This window comes from Mycolicibacterium chengduense (assembly GCF_033741155.1).
Taxonomy (GTDB): domain Bacteria; phylum Actinomycetota; class Actinomycetes; order Mycobacteriales; family Mycobacteriaceae; genus Mycobacterium.
The window spans coordinates 324,447-343,861 of the sequence record NZ_JAWQNH010000004.1; the positions used below are offsets into that span (position 1 = coordinate 324,447).

The 19,415-nt window shown below is 67.3% G+C and carries 19 protein-coding genes and 1 riboswitch; of the genes, 4 read left to right on the forward strand and 15 right to left on the reverse strand.

Annotated elements, in window-relative coordinates:
• Positions 1 to 44: 44 nt before the first annotated feature.
• On the reverse strand, positions 45 to 239 hold the full coding sequence (locus tag SBI67_RS16620; protein WP_318981611.1) for a hypothetical protein: 195 nt from the start codon (positions 237 to 239) through the stop codon (positions 45 to 47).
• Between the two features lie 29 nt (positions 240 to 268).
• Between SBI67_RS16620 and SBI67_RS16625 the strand changes: the two genes are divergently transcribed.
• The gene (locus SBI67_RS16625; protein WP_318981612.1) at positions 269 to 1,522 is read left to right on the forward strand and encodes an FAD-dependent oxidoreductase; all 1,254 of its coding nucleotides are present in this window, start codon (positions 269 to 271) and stop codon (positions 1,520 to 1,522) included.
• A gap of 67 nt (positions 1,523 to 1,589) precedes the next feature.
• Positions 1,590 to 3,572, forward strand: coding sequence for a glycoside hydrolase family 15 protein (locus tag SBI67_RS16630; protein WP_413232523.1), 1,983 nt, complete (start codon positions 1,590 to 1,592; stop codon positions 3,570 to 3,572).
• 82 nt (positions 3,573 to 3,654) lie between these two features.
• Here SBI67_RS16630 and SBI67_RS16635 read toward each other — a convergent pair whose 3' ends face one another.
• Positions 3,655 to 4,188: a class I SAM-dependent methyltransferase gene (locus SBI67_RS16635; RefSeq protein WP_318981614.1), complete on the reverse strand. Its 534-nt coding sequence runs from the start codon at positions 4,186 to 4,188 to the stop codon at positions 3,655 to 3,657.
• Between the two features lie 95 nt (positions 4,189 to 4,283).
• Here SBI67_RS16635 and SBI67_RS16640 point away from each other — a divergent pair, with 95 nt between their 5' ends.
• Positions 4,284 to 5,198 (forward strand): zinc-binding dehydrogenase, encoded by a 915-nt coding sequence (locus tag SBI67_RS16640; RefSeq protein ID WP_318981615.1) that lies wholly within the window; start codon positions 4,284 to 4,286, stop codon positions 5,196 to 5,198.
• 53 nt (positions 5,199 to 5,251) lie between these two features.
• Here the strand turns inward: SBI67_RS16640 and SBI67_RS16645 are convergent, their stop codons facing one another.
• Together SBI67_RS16645 and lepA are read right to left on the reverse strand one after the other, a co-directional pair.
• Entirely contained in the window at positions 5,252 to 5,941 is a 690-nt protein-coding gene (locus SBI67_RS16645; protein ID WP_318981616.1) for a sensor domain-containing protein, read from the reverse strand.
• Positions 5,942 to 6,002: 61 nt separating this feature from the next.
• Positions 6,003 to 7,976 carry a translation elongation factor 4 gene (gene lepA, locus SBI67_RS16650; protein ID WP_413232503.1) on the reverse strand — a complete coding sequence of 658 codons (1,974 nt, stop codon included), beginning with the start codon at positions 7,974 to 7,976 and terminating at the stop codon, positions 6,003 to 6,005.
• Between lepA and SBI67_RS16655 the strand changes: the two genes are divergently transcribed.
• Positions 7,935 to 8,516 carry a type II toxin-antitoxin system PemK/MazF family toxin gene (locus SBI67_RS16655; RefSeq protein WP_318981618.1) on the forward strand — a complete coding sequence of 194 codons (582 nt, stop codon included), beginning with the start codon at positions 7,935 to 7,937 and terminating at the stop codon, positions 8,514 to 8,516. The two genes, lepA and SBI67_RS16655, sit on opposite strands and share 42 nt — an antisense overlap.
• 71 nt (positions 8,517 to 8,587) lie before the next feature.
• Here SBI67_RS16655 and SBI67_RS16660 read toward each other — a convergent pair whose 3' ends face one another.
• The 11 genes from SBI67_RS16660 to SBI67_RS16710 form a co-directional block, all read right to left on the reverse strand.
• A complete protein-coding gene (locus SBI67_RS16660; protein WP_318981619.1) occupies positions 8,588 to 9,349 on the reverse strand; it encodes an ABC transporter ATP-binding protein in 762 nt (253 codons plus the stop codon).
• Positions 9,346 to 10,371, reverse strand: coding sequence for a FecCD family ABC transporter permease (locus SBI67_RS16665; protein ID WP_318981620.1), 1,026 nt, complete (start codon positions 10,369 to 10,371; stop codon positions 9,346 to 9,348). The genes SBI67_RS16660 and SBI67_RS16665 overlap by 4 nt, the downstream gene beginning before the upstream one ends.
• Positions 10,368 to 11,381, reverse strand: a complete 1,014-nt coding sequence (locus tag SBI67_RS16670; RefSeq protein ID WP_318981621.1) for an ABC transporter substrate-binding protein — start codon at positions 11,379 to 11,381, stop codon at positions 10,368 to 10,370. The genes SBI67_RS16665 and SBI67_RS16670 overlap by 4 nt, the downstream gene beginning before the upstream one ends.
• Complete coding sequence (locus SBI67_RS16675) at positions 11,378 to 12,403, reverse strand: ABC transporter substrate-binding protein (protein ID WP_413232524.1); 1,026 nt, start codon at positions 12,401 to 12,403, stop codon at positions 11,378 to 11,380. The genes SBI67_RS16670 and SBI67_RS16675 overlap by 4 nt, the downstream gene beginning before the upstream one ends.
• Before the next feature lie 49 nt (positions 12,404 to 12,452).
• A riboswitch (cobalamin riboswitch) is annotated at positions 12,453 to 12,592 on the reverse strand.
• Between the two features lie 38 nt (positions 12,593 to 12,630).
• Positions 12,631 to 13,293: a GNAT family N-acetyltransferase gene (locus tag SBI67_RS16680; RefSeq protein WP_318981623.1), complete on the reverse strand. Its 663-nt coding sequence runs from the start codon at positions 13,291 to 13,293 to the stop codon at positions 12,631 to 12,633.
• 14 nt (positions 13,294 to 13,307) lie between these two features.
• Positions 13,308 to 13,736: a CBS domain-containing protein gene (locus tag SBI67_RS16685; protein WP_318981963.1), complete on the reverse strand. Its 429-nt coding sequence runs from the start codon at positions 13,734 to 13,736 to the stop codon at positions 13,308 to 13,310.
• 75 nt (positions 13,737 to 13,811) lie between these two features.
• On the reverse strand, positions 13,812 to 14,561 hold the full coding sequence (locus tag SBI67_RS16690) for a TetR/AcrR family transcriptional regulator (RefSeq protein WP_318981624.1): 750 nt from the start codon (positions 14,559 to 14,561) through the stop codon (positions 13,812 to 13,814).
• 23 nt (positions 14,562 to 14,584) lie between these two features.
• Positions 14,585 to 15,331 (reverse strand): creatininase family protein, encoded by a 747-nt coding sequence (locus SBI67_RS16695; RefSeq protein WP_318981964.1) that lies wholly within the window; start codon positions 15,329 to 15,331, stop codon positions 14,585 to 14,587.
• 2 nt (positions 15,332 to 15,333) lie between these two features.
• Complete coding sequence (gene glnT / locus SBI67_RS16700; protein WP_318981625.1) at positions 15,334 to 16,707, reverse strand: type III glutamate--ammonia ligase; 1,374 nt, start codon at positions 16,705 to 16,707, stop codon at positions 15,334 to 15,336.
• 11 nt (positions 16,708 to 16,718) lie between these two features.
• A complete protein-coding gene (locus tag SBI67_RS16705) occupies positions 16,719 to 17,882 on the reverse strand; it encodes an aromatic ring-hydroxylating oxygenase subunit alpha (protein ID WP_318981626.1) in 1,164 nt (387 codons plus the stop codon).
• 17 nt (positions 17,883 to 17,899) lie between these two features.
• Positions 17,900 to 19,300 (reverse strand): purine-cytosine permease family protein, encoded by a 1,401-nt coding sequence (locus SBI67_RS16710; RefSeq protein ID WP_318981627.1) that lies wholly within the window; start codon positions 19,298 to 19,300, stop codon positions 17,900 to 17,902.
• Positions 19,301 to 19,415 lie beyond the last annotated feature (115 nt).

A 19,415-nucleotide genomic window follows, 5' to 3' on the forward strand; every position in this document is an offset into this window, starting at 1 on the left:
GAGAATGAGCAGGATCAGCGTGACCCGAGACCGCGGCATCTGGTTCACCGCGGATCCCCGTCCTCATGGCGGGCCCGCATGAGCAGTTTGATGCCGTTGCCCAGGGCACCGTCGAGCAGCACCGCCAAGCCGTAGGCCAGCGCCAGCACGACCGGCATCACCACGGCGGTCTGGGCGACGAACCCCAGACCCGACAGCCACAGCTCGACACCGTCCCACCAGCTCAGGATCCCGCCCATGCGGACCACAGTAATGCCACCATGGGTCCATGCCGACATCGCCGGATCGCACCGGATGCCTGATCGCCGGCGGCGGCCCCGCCGGCATGATGCTGGGCCTGCTGCTCGCCCGTGCCGGGGTGGACGTCACCGTGATGGAGAAGCACGCCGATTTCCTGCGTGACTTCCGCGGTGACACCGTGCATGCCAGCACACTGCGCAACCTCGACGAGCTGGGCCTGGGCCCGGCGTTCGCGGCCGTCCCGCACCGGTTGATCGACACCATCAGCATGTCGGTGCAGGGCACGCCGGTGAATGTCGACCTGCGGCATCTGCCGGGCCGGCACAAGCACATCGCGCTGGTGCCACAGTGGGACTTCCTGGAGCTGCTGGCGACGGCGGCCGAGTCCGAGCCGTCGTTCACGTTGTTGCGCAGCACCGAGGTGCTCGGGCCGCTGCGCTCCGGGGGCACGGTGACCGGGGTGCGGTACCGCGACGCACGCGGTGAGCACGAGCTGCACGCCGACCTGACGGTCGCCTGTGACGGCCGCGGATCGACCTTGCGCGAGGGAATGGGACTGGTGCCCAAGGCTTTCGGGGCACCGATGGACGTCTGGTGGTTCCGGTTGCCGCGCTCCGAGGGTGACCCGCACGGCCTGGCGGGTGTGCTGGGGACGGGTCACGCGATGATCGTCATCGATCGCGGCGACTATTACCAGTGCGCCTACATCATCCCCAAGGGCAGCGACGCCCGGTTGCGCGCCGAAGGTATCGACGCGCTGCATCGGGCCGTCGTGGACCTGGTGCCCTGGTTGGCTGACCGGATCGGCACCCTCACCGACTTCGACGACGTGAAACTGCTCGACGTCCAGCTCAACCGGTTACGTCGCTGGTATGCCGACGGTCTGCTGCTGATCGGCGATGCCGCGCATGCGATGTCGCCGGTGGGCGGCGTCGGGATCAATCTGGCGGTGGCCGATGCGGTGGCGGCCGGGCGGATGCTGGCCGATCCGTTGCGGGCCGGCCGGGTGACGACGCGGGAGCTGGCCCGGGTACAGGCCAGGCGTTGGGTGCCCACGGCGCTGATCCAGGGGGTGCAACGGGGTATCCACGCCGGTGTGATCGCGCGCGCCGTCGGCGGCGGTGCCGACAATCGAGCCCTCGGCGGCGGTGCCGACAATCCAGAGACTGCGCCGGCCGGCGTCCGCATGGTGGCCCGAATGCCGTTGCTGCGCAGCATCGCCGGCTACGGGGTGGCCATCGGTCCGCTGCCCGAACACGTCCCGGCGTTCGCCAGGCGCTGAACCGGCAAAGCGCCGGGTTTCGGTCCCCGGTGGACGGCAGGGTGTCCGGCGGTCGATGATGTCCGGCATGGTCCTGGAACACACCGACCCCGACACGCCGCTGTCCGTCACGGCCCCCGTCCCGTACGCGACGACGGGACCGTCGCTGCGGAACCCGTTTCCGCCGATCGCCGACTACGCGTTCCTGTCCGACTGCGAGAACACCTGCCTGATCTCCGCGGCCGGCTCGGTGGAGTGGCTGTGCGTGCCGCGGCCCGACTCCCCCAGCGTCTTCGGCGCCATCCTGGACCGGGGCGCGGGCCACTTTCGGCTGGCCCCGTACGGCGTCACGGTGCCCTCGGCGCGGCGCTATCTGCCCGGCTCCCTGATCATGGAGACCACCTGGCAGACCCACACCGGGTGGATGATCGTGCGTGATGCCCTGGTGATGGGTCCCTGGCATGACATCGAGACCCGGTCGCGCACGCACCGGCGGACCCCGATGGACTGGGATGCCGAGCACATCCTGCTGCGCACGGTGCGCTGCGTGTCCGGTGTGGTCGAGCTGGTGATGAACTGCGAGCCGTCCTTCGACTACGGCCGTCAGCCCGCCACCTGGGAGTACTCCGCGGCCGCCTATGGCGAGGCCATCGCCCGCGCACATAAGGATCCGGAAGCCCATCCCACGCTGCGGCTCACCACCAATCTGCGGATCGGGTTGGAAGGTCATGAGGCCCGCGCCCGGACCCGGCTCACCGAAGGTGACAACGTGTTCGTCGCGCTGTCGTGGTCCAAGCACCCGGCGCCGCAGACGTTCGAGGAAGCCTCGGACAAGATGTGGAAGACCAGCGAGTCGTGGCGGCAGTGGATCAACATCGGCGATTTCCCCGACCACCCGTGGCGGTCATACCTGCAGCGGTCGGCGCTGACGTTGAAGGGCTTGACCTATTCACCGACCGGCGCGCTGCTGGCCGCACCCACCACGTCGCTGCCGGAAACCCCGCAAGGCGAACGCAACTGGGATTACCGCTACTCCTGGATCCGGGACTCCACGTTCGCGCTGTGGGGGTTGTACACCCTGGGCCTGGACCGCGAAGCCGACGACTTCTTCAGCTTCATCGCCGATGTGTCCGGCGCGAACAACGGCGAACGCCATCCACTGCAGGTGATGTACGGCGTCGGCGGGGAACGCAGCCTGGTCGAGGACGAACTGCACCACCTGTCGGGCTATGACAACGCCCGGCCCGTGCGGATCGGCAACGGCGCCTACAACCAGATGCAACACGACATCTGGGGCACCATGCTCGATTCGGTCTACCTGCACGCCAAATCCCGTGAGCAGATCCCGGAGATGTTGTGGCCGGTGCTGAAGAATCAGGTCGAAGAGGCGATCAAGCACTGGCGCGAACCCGACCGCGGGATCTGGGAAGTCCGGGGTGAGCCGCAGCATTTCACTTCCAGCAAGATCATGTGCTGGGTAGCTCTGGACCGCGGTTCCAAACTGGCCGAGCTGCAGGGCGAGAAGTCCTACGCCCAGCAGTGGCGGGTGGTCGCCGAGGAGATCAAGGCCGACATCCTGGCCCACGGCGTGGACTCGCGCGGCGTGCTGACCCAGCGCTACGGCGACGACGCGCTGGACGCCTCCCTGCTGCTGGCCGTGCTGACCCGATTCCTGCCCTCGGATGATCCGCGAATCCGCGCCACCGTGCTGGCCATCGCCGACGAGCTGACCGACGAGGGTCTGGTGCTGCGCTACCGCGTCGAGGAGACCGACGACGGGTTGTCCGGCGAGGAGGGCACCTTCACCATCTGCTCGTTCTGGCTGGTGTCGGCGCTGGTGGAGATCGGTGAGGTGAGCCGGGCCAAGCATCTGTGCGAGCGGTTGCTGTCCTTCGCCAGCCCGCTGCATCTATACGCCGAGGAGATCGAACCGCGCACCGGGCGGCATCTCGGTAACTTCCCGCAGGCCTTCACCCACCTGGCGTTGATCAACGCCGTCGTGCACGTCATCCGCGCCGAGGAGGAGGCCGACAGCACGGGGGTCTTCCAGCCCGCCAATGCCCCTATGTAGCCCCCAGATAGGAGCGATTTCGGCGCGCTGGTCCGCGCCTGCTGCCGCGGGTGAGCGTGCCGAAATCAGCAACACCGGCCGCTCAGATCATCGGGCGCCGCGCGAGCAGCCAGGCCTGTCCGCCGCCCTCCCCCGCAGCGATCGGTTCCAGGTCCGCGAACTCCCGGCCCAATTCCCCGGCAGCGGCGCGGAACGTACCAGGTGACCCGCCCACCTCGCTGAGCACGCAGACCGCCACTAGCCCTCCGGGTTTCAGCCGGTCGACGAAAACCGGGTACAGCCGGGGATCGCGAAATCGGTGGCACAGCAGCACGTCCACGGGCGGGCCGGGCGGCAAGCCGTCGTCCAGATCGGCGACAGCGAAGCGGGCCGTCGTCCCGGCAGCCAGGGCGCGCGCCTGCTCGATCGCGACGACCGAGGCATCGACGCCCAGCACGTCGAGTCCGCGACGCGCCAACCAGACCGCCGCCGCGCCCTGCCCGCACGCGACGTCCAGCGCCGTCCCTGCGGTCGGGAAGGCCGCTTCGTACACGGTGAAGACGGCCGGTAGAGCGGGGGCGCCCACCTCGCGGTCGCGGTAGGCCGCGTCCCAACGCTCACGGTCATCCAGGCTCACCGCGACAACCCTACGAGCCTTTCGTCGCTCTGCGGAGGGAGTGTGCTGCTGAGAAAGCGGGAATACCGTCGAAGGCCGCAGTGTTGGGCGACAGCATGCGAGCCATCGTCTACGACCCGCACGCACCGGCCAACCTGCGGTTCGGGGAGGTCGGTGAGCCCGCCCCGGCTGCCGGTCAGGCCGTCGTCGACGTGCACGCCATCGCGCTGAACTTCGGCGAGGTGCATTTCATCGACCAGATGCGCCGGCCCGGCGAGGTACCCGGTTGGGATACCGCCGGGGTGGTGTCCCAGGCCGCGGCCGACGGGTCGGGACCGCCGGTCGGCACCCGGGTGGTCGCCTTCGGTGGTGAGGGCGGCTGGGCGCAACGGCGCGCGGTGGACACCGCAAACCTGGCCGAGCTACCCGAGTTCGTGGAGTTCGAGGAGGCGGCCGCGCTTCCGGTCGCCGGCGTCACCGCCTTGCAGGCCTTGCGGGCGCTCGGGCCGGTGGTCGGGCAACGGGTGCTCATCACCGGGGCCTCGGGCGGGGTCGGCCGGTTCGCGGTCCAATTGGCTGCCAGGGCGGGTGCCCATGTGGTGGCCGCCGTCGGGAGCCCGGCGCGGGGTGACGGTCTGACCGAACTGGGCGCCGAGGAGGTGGTCGTCGGTCTGGACAATGTGACGGAGCCGGTGTTCGGGGTGCTCGACAATGTCGGTGGTGCACTGCTGGCGCAAGCCTTCACCCTGGTATCTGACGGCGGCTCGGTGCAGTCCATCGGGATGGCCTCCAACGAGCCCACCACCATCGACTTCGAGGCGCATCGCCGGCTGGGAAACCGGAAACGCTTGGAGCCGTTCACGGTCCGGGCACCCTTCCAAGCCGATCTGCGCTACCTGCTGACCCTGCTCGCCGACGGCGAACTGGACCCGCAGATCGGCCTGCGCGATTCGTGGGACAACGTCGGCGCCGCGACGCAGGCCCTGCTGAGCCGGCAGGTTGCCGGCAAGGCCGTGCTGCGCGTGGTCTAGTTGTCCTAACCGCCGCGGAAAATGTTGTCCGGCAAAGCCTTTGCGGCCTCGGGCTACTTCTTCTTGCTGGCGTTGTCGATCATCTTCGCCACGATGCCCGCCGCTTCGTCGTTGATGCCGTACGAGCAGGCCCACGCCTCGACGGTCACATTGGAGACATACGACATGGCGTGCTGACATTCCCAGCCGCCGGCGTCCTCTTGCATGGTGCGTTGCGTGATGATCTGGTCTTTGACCTCCAGGTCGTCGAGTTGCCAGGTGTAGCTGGACTGTCCGTCGTCCACCGACACCGCCGATCCACCGCACCGCTTCCAGGTCGCCTCGGATTTCGCCCAGAACCGCTGGGCCTTGTCCGCGCTGGGGTACAGCACCACGGTCTGTTCGGCCCAGTGCTGGTTGTCCTCTTCGGGCTCACGCGCCACCTGGTCGCGCACCGAGGTCCATCCGCTGCCGTCGTACACCGGTTGTTCGGCGCCGTAGATGGCACCCAGACAGTCCGGATCGGAGATGTCGCGGGAATGATCGGTCATCTGATCCAGCTCGCTGGTGATCTCCATATCGCTGGCACCCATCACCGCATTGATATCGCGCACCGACAACAACACCCTGTCGAGCTGGGAGTCTTTCAGCGGCGGCACGTCGGCCGGAGCCGCGCTGCGGTCACGGACCGCCACTCCGGTCACCGTGCTGACGCACCCGGTCATCAGGAGCGCCGCGGCAGCCATGCCCGACAGAGCGAGCAAGCTTCGGCACGGTTTCGCGGCGCTGTTCACCGCGTCATTGTGACCGATGGTGCGGCCGCAGTCACTTCTTTGGCTTGTCCGAGGCGGCGTCGGTGGACAGCGCGGCGACGAAGGCTTCCTGCGGCACATCCACCCGACCGATGGTCTTCATCCGCTTCTTGCCCTCCTTCTGCTTCTCCAGCAGCTTGCGCTTACGGGTGATGTCACCGCCGTAGCACTTGGACAGCACGTCCTTGCGGATGGCGCGGATATTCTCGCGGGCAATAATCCTGGACCCGATGGCCGCCTGCACGGGCACTTCGAACTGCTGGCGCGGGATGAGCTCTTTGAGCTTGGTGGTCATCTTATTGCCGTACGCCGACGCGCCGTCCTTGTGGACGATGGCGCTGAAGGCGTCGACAGCCTCGCCCTGCAGCAGGATGTCGACCTTGACCAGGTCGGCCTCCTGCTCGCCGGCCTCCTCGTAGTCCAGGCTGGCATAGCCGCGGGTGCGCGACTTCAGCGAATCGAAGAAGTCGAAGATGATCTCACCGAGCGGCATGGTGTAGCGCAGCTCGACGCGCTCCGGGGACAGGTAATCCATACCCTGCAGCTCACCCCGGCGTGATTGGCACAGCTCCATGATGGTGCCGATGAACTCGCTGGGCGCGATGACCGTCGTCTTGACCACCGGCTCGTAGACGGTGCGGACTTTGCCCTCGGGCCAGTCCGAGGGGTTGGTGACGATCAGCTCGGAGTTGTCTTCCTTGATGACGCGGTAGACGACGTTGGGCGAGGTGGAGATCAGGTCGAGGTTGAACTCACGTTCCAGCCGCTCCCGGGTGATCTCCATGTGCAGCAGCCCGAGGAAGCCGCACCGGAAGCCGAAGCCCAGCGCCACCGAGGTCTCCGGCTCGTAGGTCAGCGCGGCGTCGTTGAGCTGCAGCTTGTCCAGGGCCTCGCGAAGGTTGGGATAGTCCGACCCGTCCACCGGATACAGGCCCGAGTAGACCATCGGCTTGGGTTCGCGGTAGCCGGTCAGCGCTTCCTTGGCGCCGTTGCGCGCCGTGGTGACGGTGTCCCCGACCTTCGATTGGCGCACGTCCTTCACCCCGGTGATCAGGTAGCCCACCTCCCCGACGCCCAGACCGGCGCTGGCCTTGGGCTCCGGTGAGACGATGCCGACCTCGAGCAGTTCGTGGGTGGCCCCGGTGGACATCATCGCGATCTTCTCGCGGGGGGTGATCTTGCCGTCGACGACGCGGACGTAGGTGACCACACCGCGGTAGATGTCGTACACCGAGTCGAAGATCATCGCCCGAGTGGGCGCGTCCGGATCACCGGTCGGCGCCGGCACCTGCGCGACCACGGCGTCGAGCAGCTCGGCCACTCCGGCGCCGGTCTTGCCCGACACCCGCAGCACGTCCGACGGCTCACACCCGATGATGTGGGCGATCTCACCAGCGTAGCGGTCCGGGTCGGCGGCCGGCAGGTCGATCTTGTTGAGCACCGGGATGATGGTCAGATCGCGGTCCAGTGCCAGGTACAGGTTGGCCAGCGTCTGGGCCTCGATGCCCTGGGCGGCGTCGACCAGCAGCACCGCACCCTCGCAGGCCTCCAGCGCGCGGGACACCTCGTAGGTGAAGTCGACGTGGCCAGGCGTGTCGATCAGATGCAGCACGTACTGCTCGTCGCCGACTTTCCAGGGCAGCCGCACGTTCTGCGCCTTGATGGTGATGCCGCGCTCACGCTCGATATCCATCCGGTCCAGGTACTGGGCCCGCATGGAGCGGTCGTCGACGACGCCGGTGAGCTGCAACATCCGGTCGGCCAGCGTCGATTTGCCGTGGTCGATATGGGCGATGATGCAGAAGTTCCGTATTTGCGCCGGCGCGGTGAACGTCTGGTCGGCGAAACTGCTAATTGGGTTTCTCCTGGTCGAGGCACGATATGTCACTCCAGCGTATCGAGCGTGGGCCGTGCGGACACAATCGGAGGACCTATCCTCGTTTCCATGGCGTCGCAGTGGAAAACCCTCCAGCGCCTCGCGGGACATCTCGTCTTCACCGAAGCGCCGAAACTCATCCGCCAATTGCCCTCCCCGGAGCGGGTGCTGCAACAGGGCATCAAGATAGGATTGGACGTGCTGGCCGGGGTGCCGGCCCAGCAGACCCCCGCGATCACCGCGGGCCGGCCGGTCACCGACGCGAGTGTCCCCACCGCGCAGCGCGCGCGGCGCATCATCTACGCCCCCGACCTCGACGGTCAGGCCGATCCCGGCGAGATCGTGTGGACCTGGGTGGTCTATGAGGACGACCCCACCCGCGGCAAGGACCGGCCCGTTCTGGTGGTCGGTCGCGACCGCAATGTGCTGCTCGGGCTGATGCTGTCCAGCCAGGACTACCACGCCGACGACAAGGACTGGGTCGCCATCGGCACCGGTACCTGGGATTACGACGGCCGGCCCAGCTGGGTGCGCCTGGACCGGGTGCTCGACGTGCCCGAGGACGGGATCCGCCGCGAGGGGGCCATCCTGGACCGCGATCGCTTCGAACTGGTCGCCGCCCGCCTGCGGGCCGACTTCTCCTGGTCCTGATTCCGCCCGTTTGATCACATGGGCGCAGTTGTGCGAGTGCGATCCGGCTAAACGTCGATCTCGGCGCACGCTCACCGACTGGGGGCGGTGTACCGAACACACGGGCGGCCGTCGACGACGGTGATGTGACAGTCGACCCGGTAGACCTCGGCGACCAGCTCCTCGGTAAGCACCTCGGCAGGCGGCCCGGCGGCCACCACCCGGCCGGCCGACAGCACGATCAGGTGATCGCAGAACATCGCGGCGAGGTTGAGGTCGTGCAGGGCGACCACCGTCGTGAGGTCGAGAGCCCGGACCAAGGCGAGGATGTCGAGTTGATGGGCGATGTCCAGGTGGTTGGTCGGCTCGTCGAGAAGCAATTCGCCGGGTTGCTGCGCGAGTGCTCTGGCGATCTGCACCCGCTGACGCTCACCACCGGACAGGGTGTGCCAATGCCGTTGCGCCATGTCCGCCAGCCGGGTGGCCGCCAGTGCCTCGCGCACCGCGTGGTCGGTGTCCCGGTCGCCTCCGATCACCCCGGCATGCGGGATGCGGCCTAGTCGCACCACCTCGTAGACCGTGATGTGCAGATCGGTATCGGCATGCTGGCCGACCATCGCCACCCGGCGCGCCACCGCCCGGCGCGATAGCCGGTGCAGCACCTCGCCGTCGAGGGTGACCGCGCCGGAGTCGGGGCGGTCCACCCCCGCCAGCAGCCTCAGCAGCGACGACTTCCCCGACCCGTTGGGCCCCAGCAGGCCCACCGTGCTCCTCGGTTCCGGATCGACCGTGACACCGTCGAGCACCACGTTCCCCGAGCGGGTCCAGCTGACGTCCAGCGCCCGCAAGCTCATCGGTGTACCCCCCTGCGGCGCAGCAGGATCACCGCGAAGGCCGGCACCCCCAGCAGCGCGGTGACCACTCCGGTGGGCAGTTCTTGCGGCGCGAAGACGGTGCGAGCCAGCGTGTCCACCCACACCATGAAGATCGCGCCGAACAGGGTGACCGTCGGCAGCAACCGCAGATGGCCCGGCCCGACGAAGAAGCGCGCCGCGTGTGGCAGCACCAAGCCGACGAAACCGATCGCGCCGGCCGCACTGACCAACGCGGCGGTGACCAACGCCGTCACCACCAGCAGCACAATCTGCGCGCGACGCACGGCGACGCCCAGGGTCGCGGCGGCATCCTCGCCGAACGCGAAGGCGTCCAGTGTGCGCCCGAACCCCAGGCAGCACACCAGCCCGGCCGCCACCACCAGCCCGCAAGTCAGCACGTCGGCCCAGTCCACCCCGGCCAGCGACCCGAGCAGCCAGAACAACACGCCACGGGTCTGCTCGGCGTCGGCCGAGGACAGCACGATGAACGAGGTGAGCGCCGAGAACAACTGGGTGGCCGCGACGCCGGCCAGGACCACCCGGTCGGTGCTCCCTCCGGCGGCGTAGGCCAGGGCCAGCACAACCGCGAAGGCCACCAGGGCCCCGGCGAACGCCCCCGCCGACAAGGACACCGCGCCCGCACCGGCGCCGAGCACCACGATGAGCACCGCGCCGGTCGAGGCTCCCGAGGAAACCCCCAGTACGAACGGGTCGGCCAGCGGGTTGCGTAGCAGCGACTGCATGATCGCCCCACACAACGCCAGGCCGGCCCCGCAGATCGCGGCGAGCGCCACCCGCGGCAGGCGCAACTGCCAGACGATGCCGTCCTGCAGCCGGGTCGCGCCGGACGGTCCGGCGCCCAGATGGTCGGCGACGATGCGATACACATCGAGCATCGACAGCGCGGCCGGACCGATCGTGACAGCGACAGCAGCCGAAAGGAGCAGTAGCACAAGGCCGGCAGCCCACAGGGCGACCAACGCCGGTGTACGCAGACTCACTTGCCCGTCACGAATCCCAGGTCACGCAACCGGTTCGCCACCTTCTCGGTACCGTCGACGGTGCGAATGGACGGGTTCAGATCGGCGCCGTTGACGACGATGTAGCGCTTCTCCCGGACCACGGTCAGCCGCGCGGTCACCGGATTCGATTCCAGGAACTGGATTTTGGTGGCCAGCGAGTCACCCTCAATGGTGCGCCGACTCAGGTCGGCCAGCACCAGCACATCGGGATCGCGGGCAGCGACCGCCTCCCAACTGACCTGCGGCCACTCGTCGGTGGTGTCGGCGAAGACATTTCGGGCACCCACCGTTGCGGCGATGATGCCGGGCGCTCCGCAGCAACCGGCCATATAGGGCGTCCGGATATCGGAGAACCAGAAAGCGATGTCGACATCGGCGATCGCGCGGGCGGCCTCCATCCGCCCGTGCAACTCGGCACTCAGGCGCGTACCGCGGTCGGGAACATCGAAGATCTCTGCCAGGTCCCGGATTTCGTCGTAGATGAGGTCCATGGTCAGCGGCGCAGCACGGACCCCGTCCGCGCCGCCGGCCACCTTGCCGACACAGTCACTGGGCGCCAGATAGGCGGGCACACCCAGCTTGTCGAACTCGTCACGGTCGGCGACACCACCCGGACCGAGAGTGCCGGCGAACGATGCGGTGACGAAATCCGGTTCGGTGTCCAGCACCGTCTCCAGCGCCGGCTTGTTCACCGCCAATTGCGGAACCCGGGCATTGTCGGCGGCCAAGTCCGCCCGCACCGGGTCGGTCCACGTCGCGGTGCCCACCATGCGGTCGGCCAGTCCCAGCGACAGCAGGATCTCGGTCGAGCTCTGGTTGAGCGATACCGCCCGCGTCGGCGGTGTGTCGATCACGACGTCGCGCCCACAGTTCGGCACACTCAGCGGGTAACCCGCGGCACCGGCAGATCGCTGGGCCGGCGCCGCCGATTGACCGCACCCGGCCAACAACAGAGCCGAGCAGAGGGCTACCGCGGCGCGGGCGATCATCGCGCCGGCCCGATCGCGGCCAACCCGGCAGCCAGTTTCTCGACGGCGTCAACCTGCCGAATGCCCGGATCGAGTTCGGATCCGGTGAGCACGACATAGTGCTTGGCGCGCACCGCCTTCAGGTTTCTGGTGACCGGATCCGATTCCAGGAAACGGATTTTGGTGTCCAGTGCGTCCCCGTCCACCCGGCGGCGGTTCAGATCGGCCAGCACCAGCACGTCCGGGTCGCGGTCGGCGAGGGCTTCCCAGCTGATCTCCGGCCAGTCCTCGCGGGCGTCGGCGAACACGTTGGTGACGCCGAGTTCACGGGCGTACAGCCCGGGAGCCGAACAGCAGCCCGCCAGGTAGGGCATGCGCAGCCCGGAGAACCAGAAAGCCACCGTGGGAACGGGTCCGGTCACCGGGGGTGCCGCGGCCAGCCGCTTCTTCAGCCGGCCCACCAACTCTGCGCCACGCTCCTGTACATCGAAAATTGCTGACAGTTCGGTGATTTCACGAAACAAGGTGTCCATGCGCAACGGTTGCCTGCGGGTGACCGTCTCACCGTCGATGGTGGCACCATCACACACCGACGGCGACTGATACGTCGGGACGCCCAACTGGGTGAAGCGCGCCCGATCGGCAACCACCGCGGGGGTGAAGGTGTGCGCGCTGGCCGAGGTGACCAGATCCGGTTCGGTGGCCAGCACCGTCTCCAGGGACGGGTCGTTGTCCGCGAGCCGGGGCACCCGGGCATTGTCGGCGGCCAGTTCGGGCAACACCGGGTCGAACCATGTCGAGGTGCCCACCATCCGATCGGCCAGCCCGAGGGCCAACAAGATCTCGGTGGACGCCTGATACAGCGACACGGCGCGGCGGGGCGGCTTGTCGAAAGTGACGCGGACACCGCAGTTCTCCAGCGTCAGTGGGTAGCTGGTGTGACCAGTGGTGCCGGCCGGTGCCGGCGGGGATTCCGCCGATGTCGCGGTGCTGCAGGCGCTGACGACAAGGGAGGCAAGAGAAAGGGACAGGAGCACGGCGATAACGCGCACGGTGGCTTCCTTACGATGCGGGGCCCGGTCGCGAGGCCGTCAACGGTCGGTACCGGCCGCAGGCATTCGGACTCGAGGCGTACCACCTCACACCGCTGCGCGTCAGCTCCGGATTCTCACCGGATTCCCCTGTTGGTCGGCAAGCGCACTCTACCCGAAACGCGCGCCACCGTGGCTCGCGCCACATCTGCCCTACCGTGGCTGCCGCCACTTCTGCACTACCGTGGCTCGCGCCACATGGGCCACATCGAGGGCCCGCCGTCGGGCAACCTGATCTCCCCGGTCACCTCGAAGCCGAACCGTTGGTAATAGCCGATATTGACCGGATTACTCGACTCCAGGTACGCCGGGGCATGCTCGGCATCGCAACGGTCCAACCGCGAACGCATCAGCGCCTGACCCTGACCGCTACCCCGGACCGAAGGATCACTGCCGATCACCGCCAGATACCAGTGCGGCTCCTCGGGATGATGACGTTTCATCAACTCGTCCACCTGCTGGCCGCGGCGCAGAGTGCGGCCGAACGTCAACATCAGGCTGGGCATGGCCCGCAGTTCCTCGGCGGTGGTGTGCTGCCAGCCGCCGGGCGGGTCCCATAACGCGGCAGCACCGATCGCCGACGCCGCCGACGGAGACCCGATTGTCGGCACCGCCGACGCCGCCCCCATTGTCGGCACCGCCGACGCCACCTCCACCCCACCGCGCGACAGGTGGTGATACCGGGTCAGGGCGGCGAACAGGCGGTGCAATCGGCGCCGCCGCGCAACCGGATCGGGCAGCATCCAGGCCATCACCGGATCGTCATGGAACGCGCGGCCGAGCACCTGTGACAGTTCCCCGATATCGGCGCGGACGGCGGGACGAACATCGATGTGACTCACACCGTGCAGCCTATTCAGCCCTGCGTGATGTAGGCCTGCAGTTGTTCCTGCTGGGATTCCAATTCCTGCATCCGCGTCTTGACCACGTCACCGATACTGACGATGCCGGCCAGCCGCCCGCCGTCGAGCACCGGGATGTGCCGCACCCGGTTATGGGTCATCGCCGCGCTCAGGCTGTCCACCGAATCGCTGGGTGAGCAGTACACCAGATGCGTGGTCATGATGTCGGCAACCGGTCGTCGGAGCAGGTCGGCGCCCAACTCGTGGAGTTTGTGCACCACATCGCGCTCGGACACGATGCCGACCGGACCGTCGGGGCCGACCACCACCATGGCACCGATATTGCGGCCGACCAGGCCGGCCAGCAGATCTGAAACGACGGTGTCCGGGGCGATGGTCGCCACCGCAGCGCCCTTACTCTTCAGCACGTCGGAGATGCGCACCGGACCTCCCATGGTGATGTGGATCACACCAGGGTAGGACGGTTCGGCCCCCGATGAAAGCCCCGGCCGCGTCCCTCAGTCGGTCGCGTCCAGGCCCACCCGCAGGGCGATGGCGGCATCGTCGAACTGTGCTGCCTGCGCCGTGATACGCCCGATTTCGCTGGGCCGTTTCAGCAGCCCACGCACCGCGATGGTCGCCACCTGCTCCCCGACCCGGATCGCCTCCTCGGCACGGTCGCCCCGGTCCGGGTGCAACCGGGTGCGCTTCTGCGCGCCTTCGTCGAAGTTGAGCAGCAAGCCCGCGGTCTCCTCCCGGTCGCAGTCGACGAACTTGCCCTCACCGACGGCTGCACCGATCAGGTCGACCACCCATTGCCGCAGCCGCTCGTAATCGGTCCAGAACTGGTGGAACTCGTCGCGCTGTTCGTAGGCGATCCGCTGGATTTCGTTGAAGTCGATGGGTGACATCGCCAGTTGCATCGTGTCGAAGCGCAGCAATCGGTACAACTTGACCGCGGGCGACCCCGATCCCGCACCCACCTCGGCAATGAAGTTCAGCGGTGCCCGGTTGACCAGCAGCGTCTCCTGCAGCAGTTGCTCCTTGTTGCGGAACCAGTAGTACAGCGAGGACTGTTGCAACCCGGCGGCACGGGCGATATCGCTCATCGTGGTCTGGGCATAACCGCGCTCGGAGAACAGTTTTGTCGCGGCATTCACGATGCCAGTACGCGGCGACGCCGGCGGGCCGCCGCCGACCTCGGATACCGACCCCACGCGTGGGCGGCCGATGGCACGGACCTGCGCCTTGCGCTCGGGAGGGGGCACGAGACGCATTCTAGGGCCGATCGCTACGGCAGCGGCGGTTGCTCGGTCCGGGCCCGTGCGACGACATCCCGGGCCGCGGTGACGATATCGCGCCACAGCGCCAGGCCGAGTTCCTTGGAAGCCCGCGACGGATGGCCGGTCACCCCGTTGGTCGACACCTGGGCCACCGAGTAACGGAAGACCAGCCCGGCCGTGCGGTCGGGATCGTCGGCCTCGGCGAATCGGTCGGTGTCGACCAGTTCGGGCCGCAGCGCCAGCATGATCGACGTCTCGGCGGCGTTGGCATGCCAGTCGACAGCGTCGGCGGTGGCCGCGGCCGCGATCTCGGGTGTCAGCTCCCACCACTGCATGACGCCGATCCGGCCGTCCGGATGAGCACGCCGGAAGCGGTCGCAGGCCAACCACAGCGGTGCGGCATTCCCGACGTGTCCGTTGACGAACAGGATGCGGCGCAGCCCGGAGTCCAGACAGGCACGCGCCACCTGGTAAGCCCGGTCGGCGGTGTCTGCGCCGGAGAAGGCGACCGTGCCGGCCAAGTCGGTGCCGTGAAATTGGCTGGCGCCGTACGAAATTGCCGGTAACACGACGGCCGACGGTCCGTCACCGCCGGCGGCCGCCTCGGCGACCGCGGTGGCGATGACGGTGTCGGTGCCGACCGGTAGGTGCGGCCCGTGCTGCTCGGTGGCGCCGACGGGCACGAGCGCCACCAAGGCCGGGTCGGCGGCGACGGCCGCCGCCAGTTGCGTCGACGTCAGTTCATCCCACCGCATGGTCACCAGAACCGCAGGTAGCGATCGGTCTCCCAGGACGACACATGCGCGTTGAAAGAGTCCCATTCCGCGCGTTTCTCGGCCACGAACGAATCGAACATGGCGTCACCGAACACCGTGCGCACCAACGGATCCGATTCCAGCGCCTCGATGGCCTCGCCCAGGGACCGGGGCAGCCACCCGATGCCGCGGGCCGCCAGCTCCAGTTCTGAGACGTTGTAGAGGTTGTCCCGGTTGGGCTCACCGGGATCCAGGCCCTCCCGGATACCTTCCAGGCCGGCCGCCAACATCAGCGCGGCACCAAGGTAGGGGTTGTTGGCGCTGTCGGCCGCCCGGCATTCAACCCGTCCGCCGCCTTTGGGGATGCGCATCATGTTCGTGCGGTTGTTGTCGCCGTAGCACGCGAAGACGGGGGCCCAGGTGAGCCCGGACATGCTGCCCTGCTTGACCAGTCGCTTGTAGCTGTTGACGGTCGGGGCGATCACCGCGCAGATCGCCGACGCGTGCCGCAGGATCCCTGCGGTGAATCGGTAGCCCAGTTCCGAGAGCCCGCAGCCACGCGGATCGTCGGCCGATTCGAACAGGTTGGTGCCGTCGATACCGGCCAGTGACATGTTGTAGTGCGCGCCACTTCCGGTGCGATCGGCGAACGGTTTGGGCATCCACGACGCGAACAGACCGTGCTTCCGGGCGATCTCACCGACCATCATCCGGAAGAACACCAGCCGATCGGACATCGTCACCGCGTCGGTATAGGTGAAATCCGTCTCGAATTGGCCATTACCGTCCTCGTGGTCGAATGAGTACACGTCCCAGCCGAGTTCGTTCATGGCCGTGACGATCTCGTCGACGACAGGATAGTTGTGCAGCAGGCCGCGCAGGTCGTAGCAGGGTTTGTCCAGGTTGTCGTCCAGACTGGCCGGGGCCGGGGTGCCGGCCCGGTCATCGGTGAGCAGGAAGAACTCCGTCTCGATGCCGAGATTGAAGGTGTAGCCCAGCGTCGCGGCGTCGGCGGTGACCCGTTTGAGGATCTGCCTGCTGCAGGCTTCGAACGGGGTGTCACCGATCCAGAGATCACCGGGGAACCAGGCCACCTCCTTGTTGAACGGGGTGATGATGGCCGCGCTTAAGTCGGGGTGCGGAGCCACCTCGTCGTCGTTGACATCCTGGGGCACGCCGTCCAGCGCCGCGCCGGTGAACATCTCCGAACCCCGGGCGGCCTGCCCCAGGTGGTTCAGCGGAACCATCTTGGCCTTGGGCTTGCCGTGCATGTCGACGAAGCTGATGGCCGCGTACTTGACGCCGGCGGAACCGAGGCGTTCGGCGACCTCCTTGGCGGTGGTGTGTTGGACGTGCCCGTTGAGTGTGCTGGTCATTTCTGGTCCTTTCAGCCTGCGGAGGCCAGATCGGCGGTTTGGGAGACGATTCCGAGTTCGCGTCCGAGATAGCGGTAGAACTCCCACAGCGGTTGTTCCAGGTGCGACAGTCGTCCGGTGGAGGTCACCCCGGCGCGGACCGACTTCTGCACGGCCGCACACACATCGAGGTCCTCCCGGTGGATGTCGCAGATGGATTTCACCAGTTGGCTGCGCCGGGCGTCGAGGTCGGGCGCAGCCAGTGCGGCCGGTGACATCGCGATGTCAAGGTGGATCTCGACCTTCCCCGCACCGACGGGCAGTGTCTTGAGCCAGTACATGAAGCCGGGACCGAGTGAGATCTGCAGCAGCGGGTAGGCAATGAAGATCAGGATCTGGTGGCTCTGTTCCGGGGCCAGGGTCGGCGCCCCCGGCGCCATGAATGGTTCGCTGGCGGGGTAACCCTCGGCCTGCTTGGACACCATGGTGCTGAAATAGCTTCCGCCACAGAAGTTGGCGCTGAGCTTGGCGGGGAACTCGTCCTCCAGGGTTCCGCGGTGCGGCCCCATGTGGTGGTAACACTCCATGAAGTTGTCCACCATGATCTTCCAGTCCCAGTCGCACACCCCCCAATCGGTGTGTTCGACGATCTGGTAGTTCTCGAAGTCGTACGGGTCGACCATCGGCGCCAGGCCGGCGAGCTGCTCGGCGACCGGTGCGGCTTGCCCGTCGAAGTTGACGAACACGAATCCCTTCCACACCTCGTGCCGGAACTGCTTGAGCCCATGATCTTTCCGGTCGAAGCCGGCGGATTGTTTCATCTCCGGCGCACCCGCCAGATGTCCGTCCAGTCCGAAGGACCACAGGTGGTACGGGCACTGCAGCACGCCGGCCTCCCCCGCACCACTACACACCTCCATCCAGCGATGTGTGCAGTTGCGCGACATCACCCGGATGTCGTTCTTGCGGTCCCGCGTCACCACCAGGGGCGTGCCGAGGATGTCGATGCTGTAGTAACTGCCCGGTGCCGGCAGCTGCTCGATGCGGCACAACGGGATCCAGCCCCGCTTGAAGATGCGATCCACCTCGGCGGCATAGAGTTCGTCGCTGCCGTAGGCCTCCGGTGGCAGTGTGATGGCGTTTTCCGGCGATTCCACCGCGCAGGTGGCGGCGAGCCGGGAGTAGTCGAATGACATGGCGATTCCTTTGCGGGTCAGGCGGTGACGGTGGTGGCCGCGGTGATCGGGGCAACGGGGATGTCGGCGTCGCGGGCGGCTGCCGAGCGGTTCAGTAGGTAGTGCAGACCACCGGCGACGATGAGCCCGACGACCCAGGCGATATCGACGCCGCCGAGCGCGTTGGCCGCCGGCCCGACGAACAGCGCGCAGCTCATGAAGGGCACCTGCGCTAGGACGGCGACCGCATAGGTGGCGATGGCCTTCCAGTTGACCAGGCCGTACCGGCCCCGCATCGCGACGATCTCGGCGACGTCGTAGCGGCCGCGGTGGATGAGGTAGAAGTCCACCAGGTTGATGGCCGTCCACGGCACCAGCATGTAGAGCAGCAGCATGATGAGGTTCTGCAGATTGGTCAGGAAGTCACCGGACAAGAAGATGCCGATGGCGGTGCCCAGGAGCGCGAATCCGCCCGTGACCGCGGCGCGCACCAGGCGCGAGACGTGGGGCGGGCCGCCGGCCTGGGTGACGGTGGACAACCCTGCCATGTACGGTCCGTACAGGTTGTCACAGTTCGCCCCGATCATGCCCAGGACCAAGATGATCGCGATGACGGGGGCGCCGACCGGGGACAGGCTCGACAGGTAGACGATGGAGTCGGCGCTGAGGCTGTCCAGCGCGTAGACACCGACGATGGCACCCAACGCCATGAACGTGATCGCGCCCGTGCAGCTGCCGATCAAGGTGTACCAGAAGGTCTTCGCGCCGCCCTGGCTGGTCGGCAGGTAGCGCGAGTAGTCCGAGACGTAGGGCGCGAAGGTGATCTGCCAGCTCGCGGCGATCGACAGGATGAGGAAGAAGTTCGCGAAGCCGGGATGGCTCTCGGCCGGCGGTGCCGAGCCGAAGTGACCGATCGCGGCGACGAAGAGCAGCACCAGCACCAAGACCGAGACGACGGCCATGGCGCGGTCGAAGGCGTGGATGACGCGATAGCCCGCGAAGGCGATCAACCAGGTGAGTGCGTTGCAGATGACGATTCCCGTGGCGGTCGGTATGCCGAAGATGCTGGCGATGGCCTGGCCGCCGATGACGCCGGCACCGGAGAAGTAGCCGATGTACATGATGATGGCCAGCAGGTTGGGCAGGGCCGCACCGAAGAATCCGAATTGCGCTCGGCTCTGAATCATCTGGGGCAGGCCGAGCTGCGGACCCTGCGCCGAGTGATAGGCCATGAAGACCGACCCGATGAGGTTGCCGACGACGATCGCGATCAGTGTCGGTACCAGGCCGGCACCGACGGAGATGCCGATGGCACCGGTGGTGGCGGCCATCACCGTCGCGTTCAGGGAGAACCACAGTGGGAGCAGGTGCCACGCTCGCCCGTGCCGTTCTTCCTCCGGGATAGCGCCAATCGTCCGTTGTTCGATGAATGTTGCCATGTGAATTCCTGTGACTCGGAAGGCAGTTGGGTCGCCACAGTCGTCGTGACCACCTCACGGTAAGCGGGTTCTGTTGCCGCCCTGTTTCGCAGTAGTAAATGACTCATAGAAACGT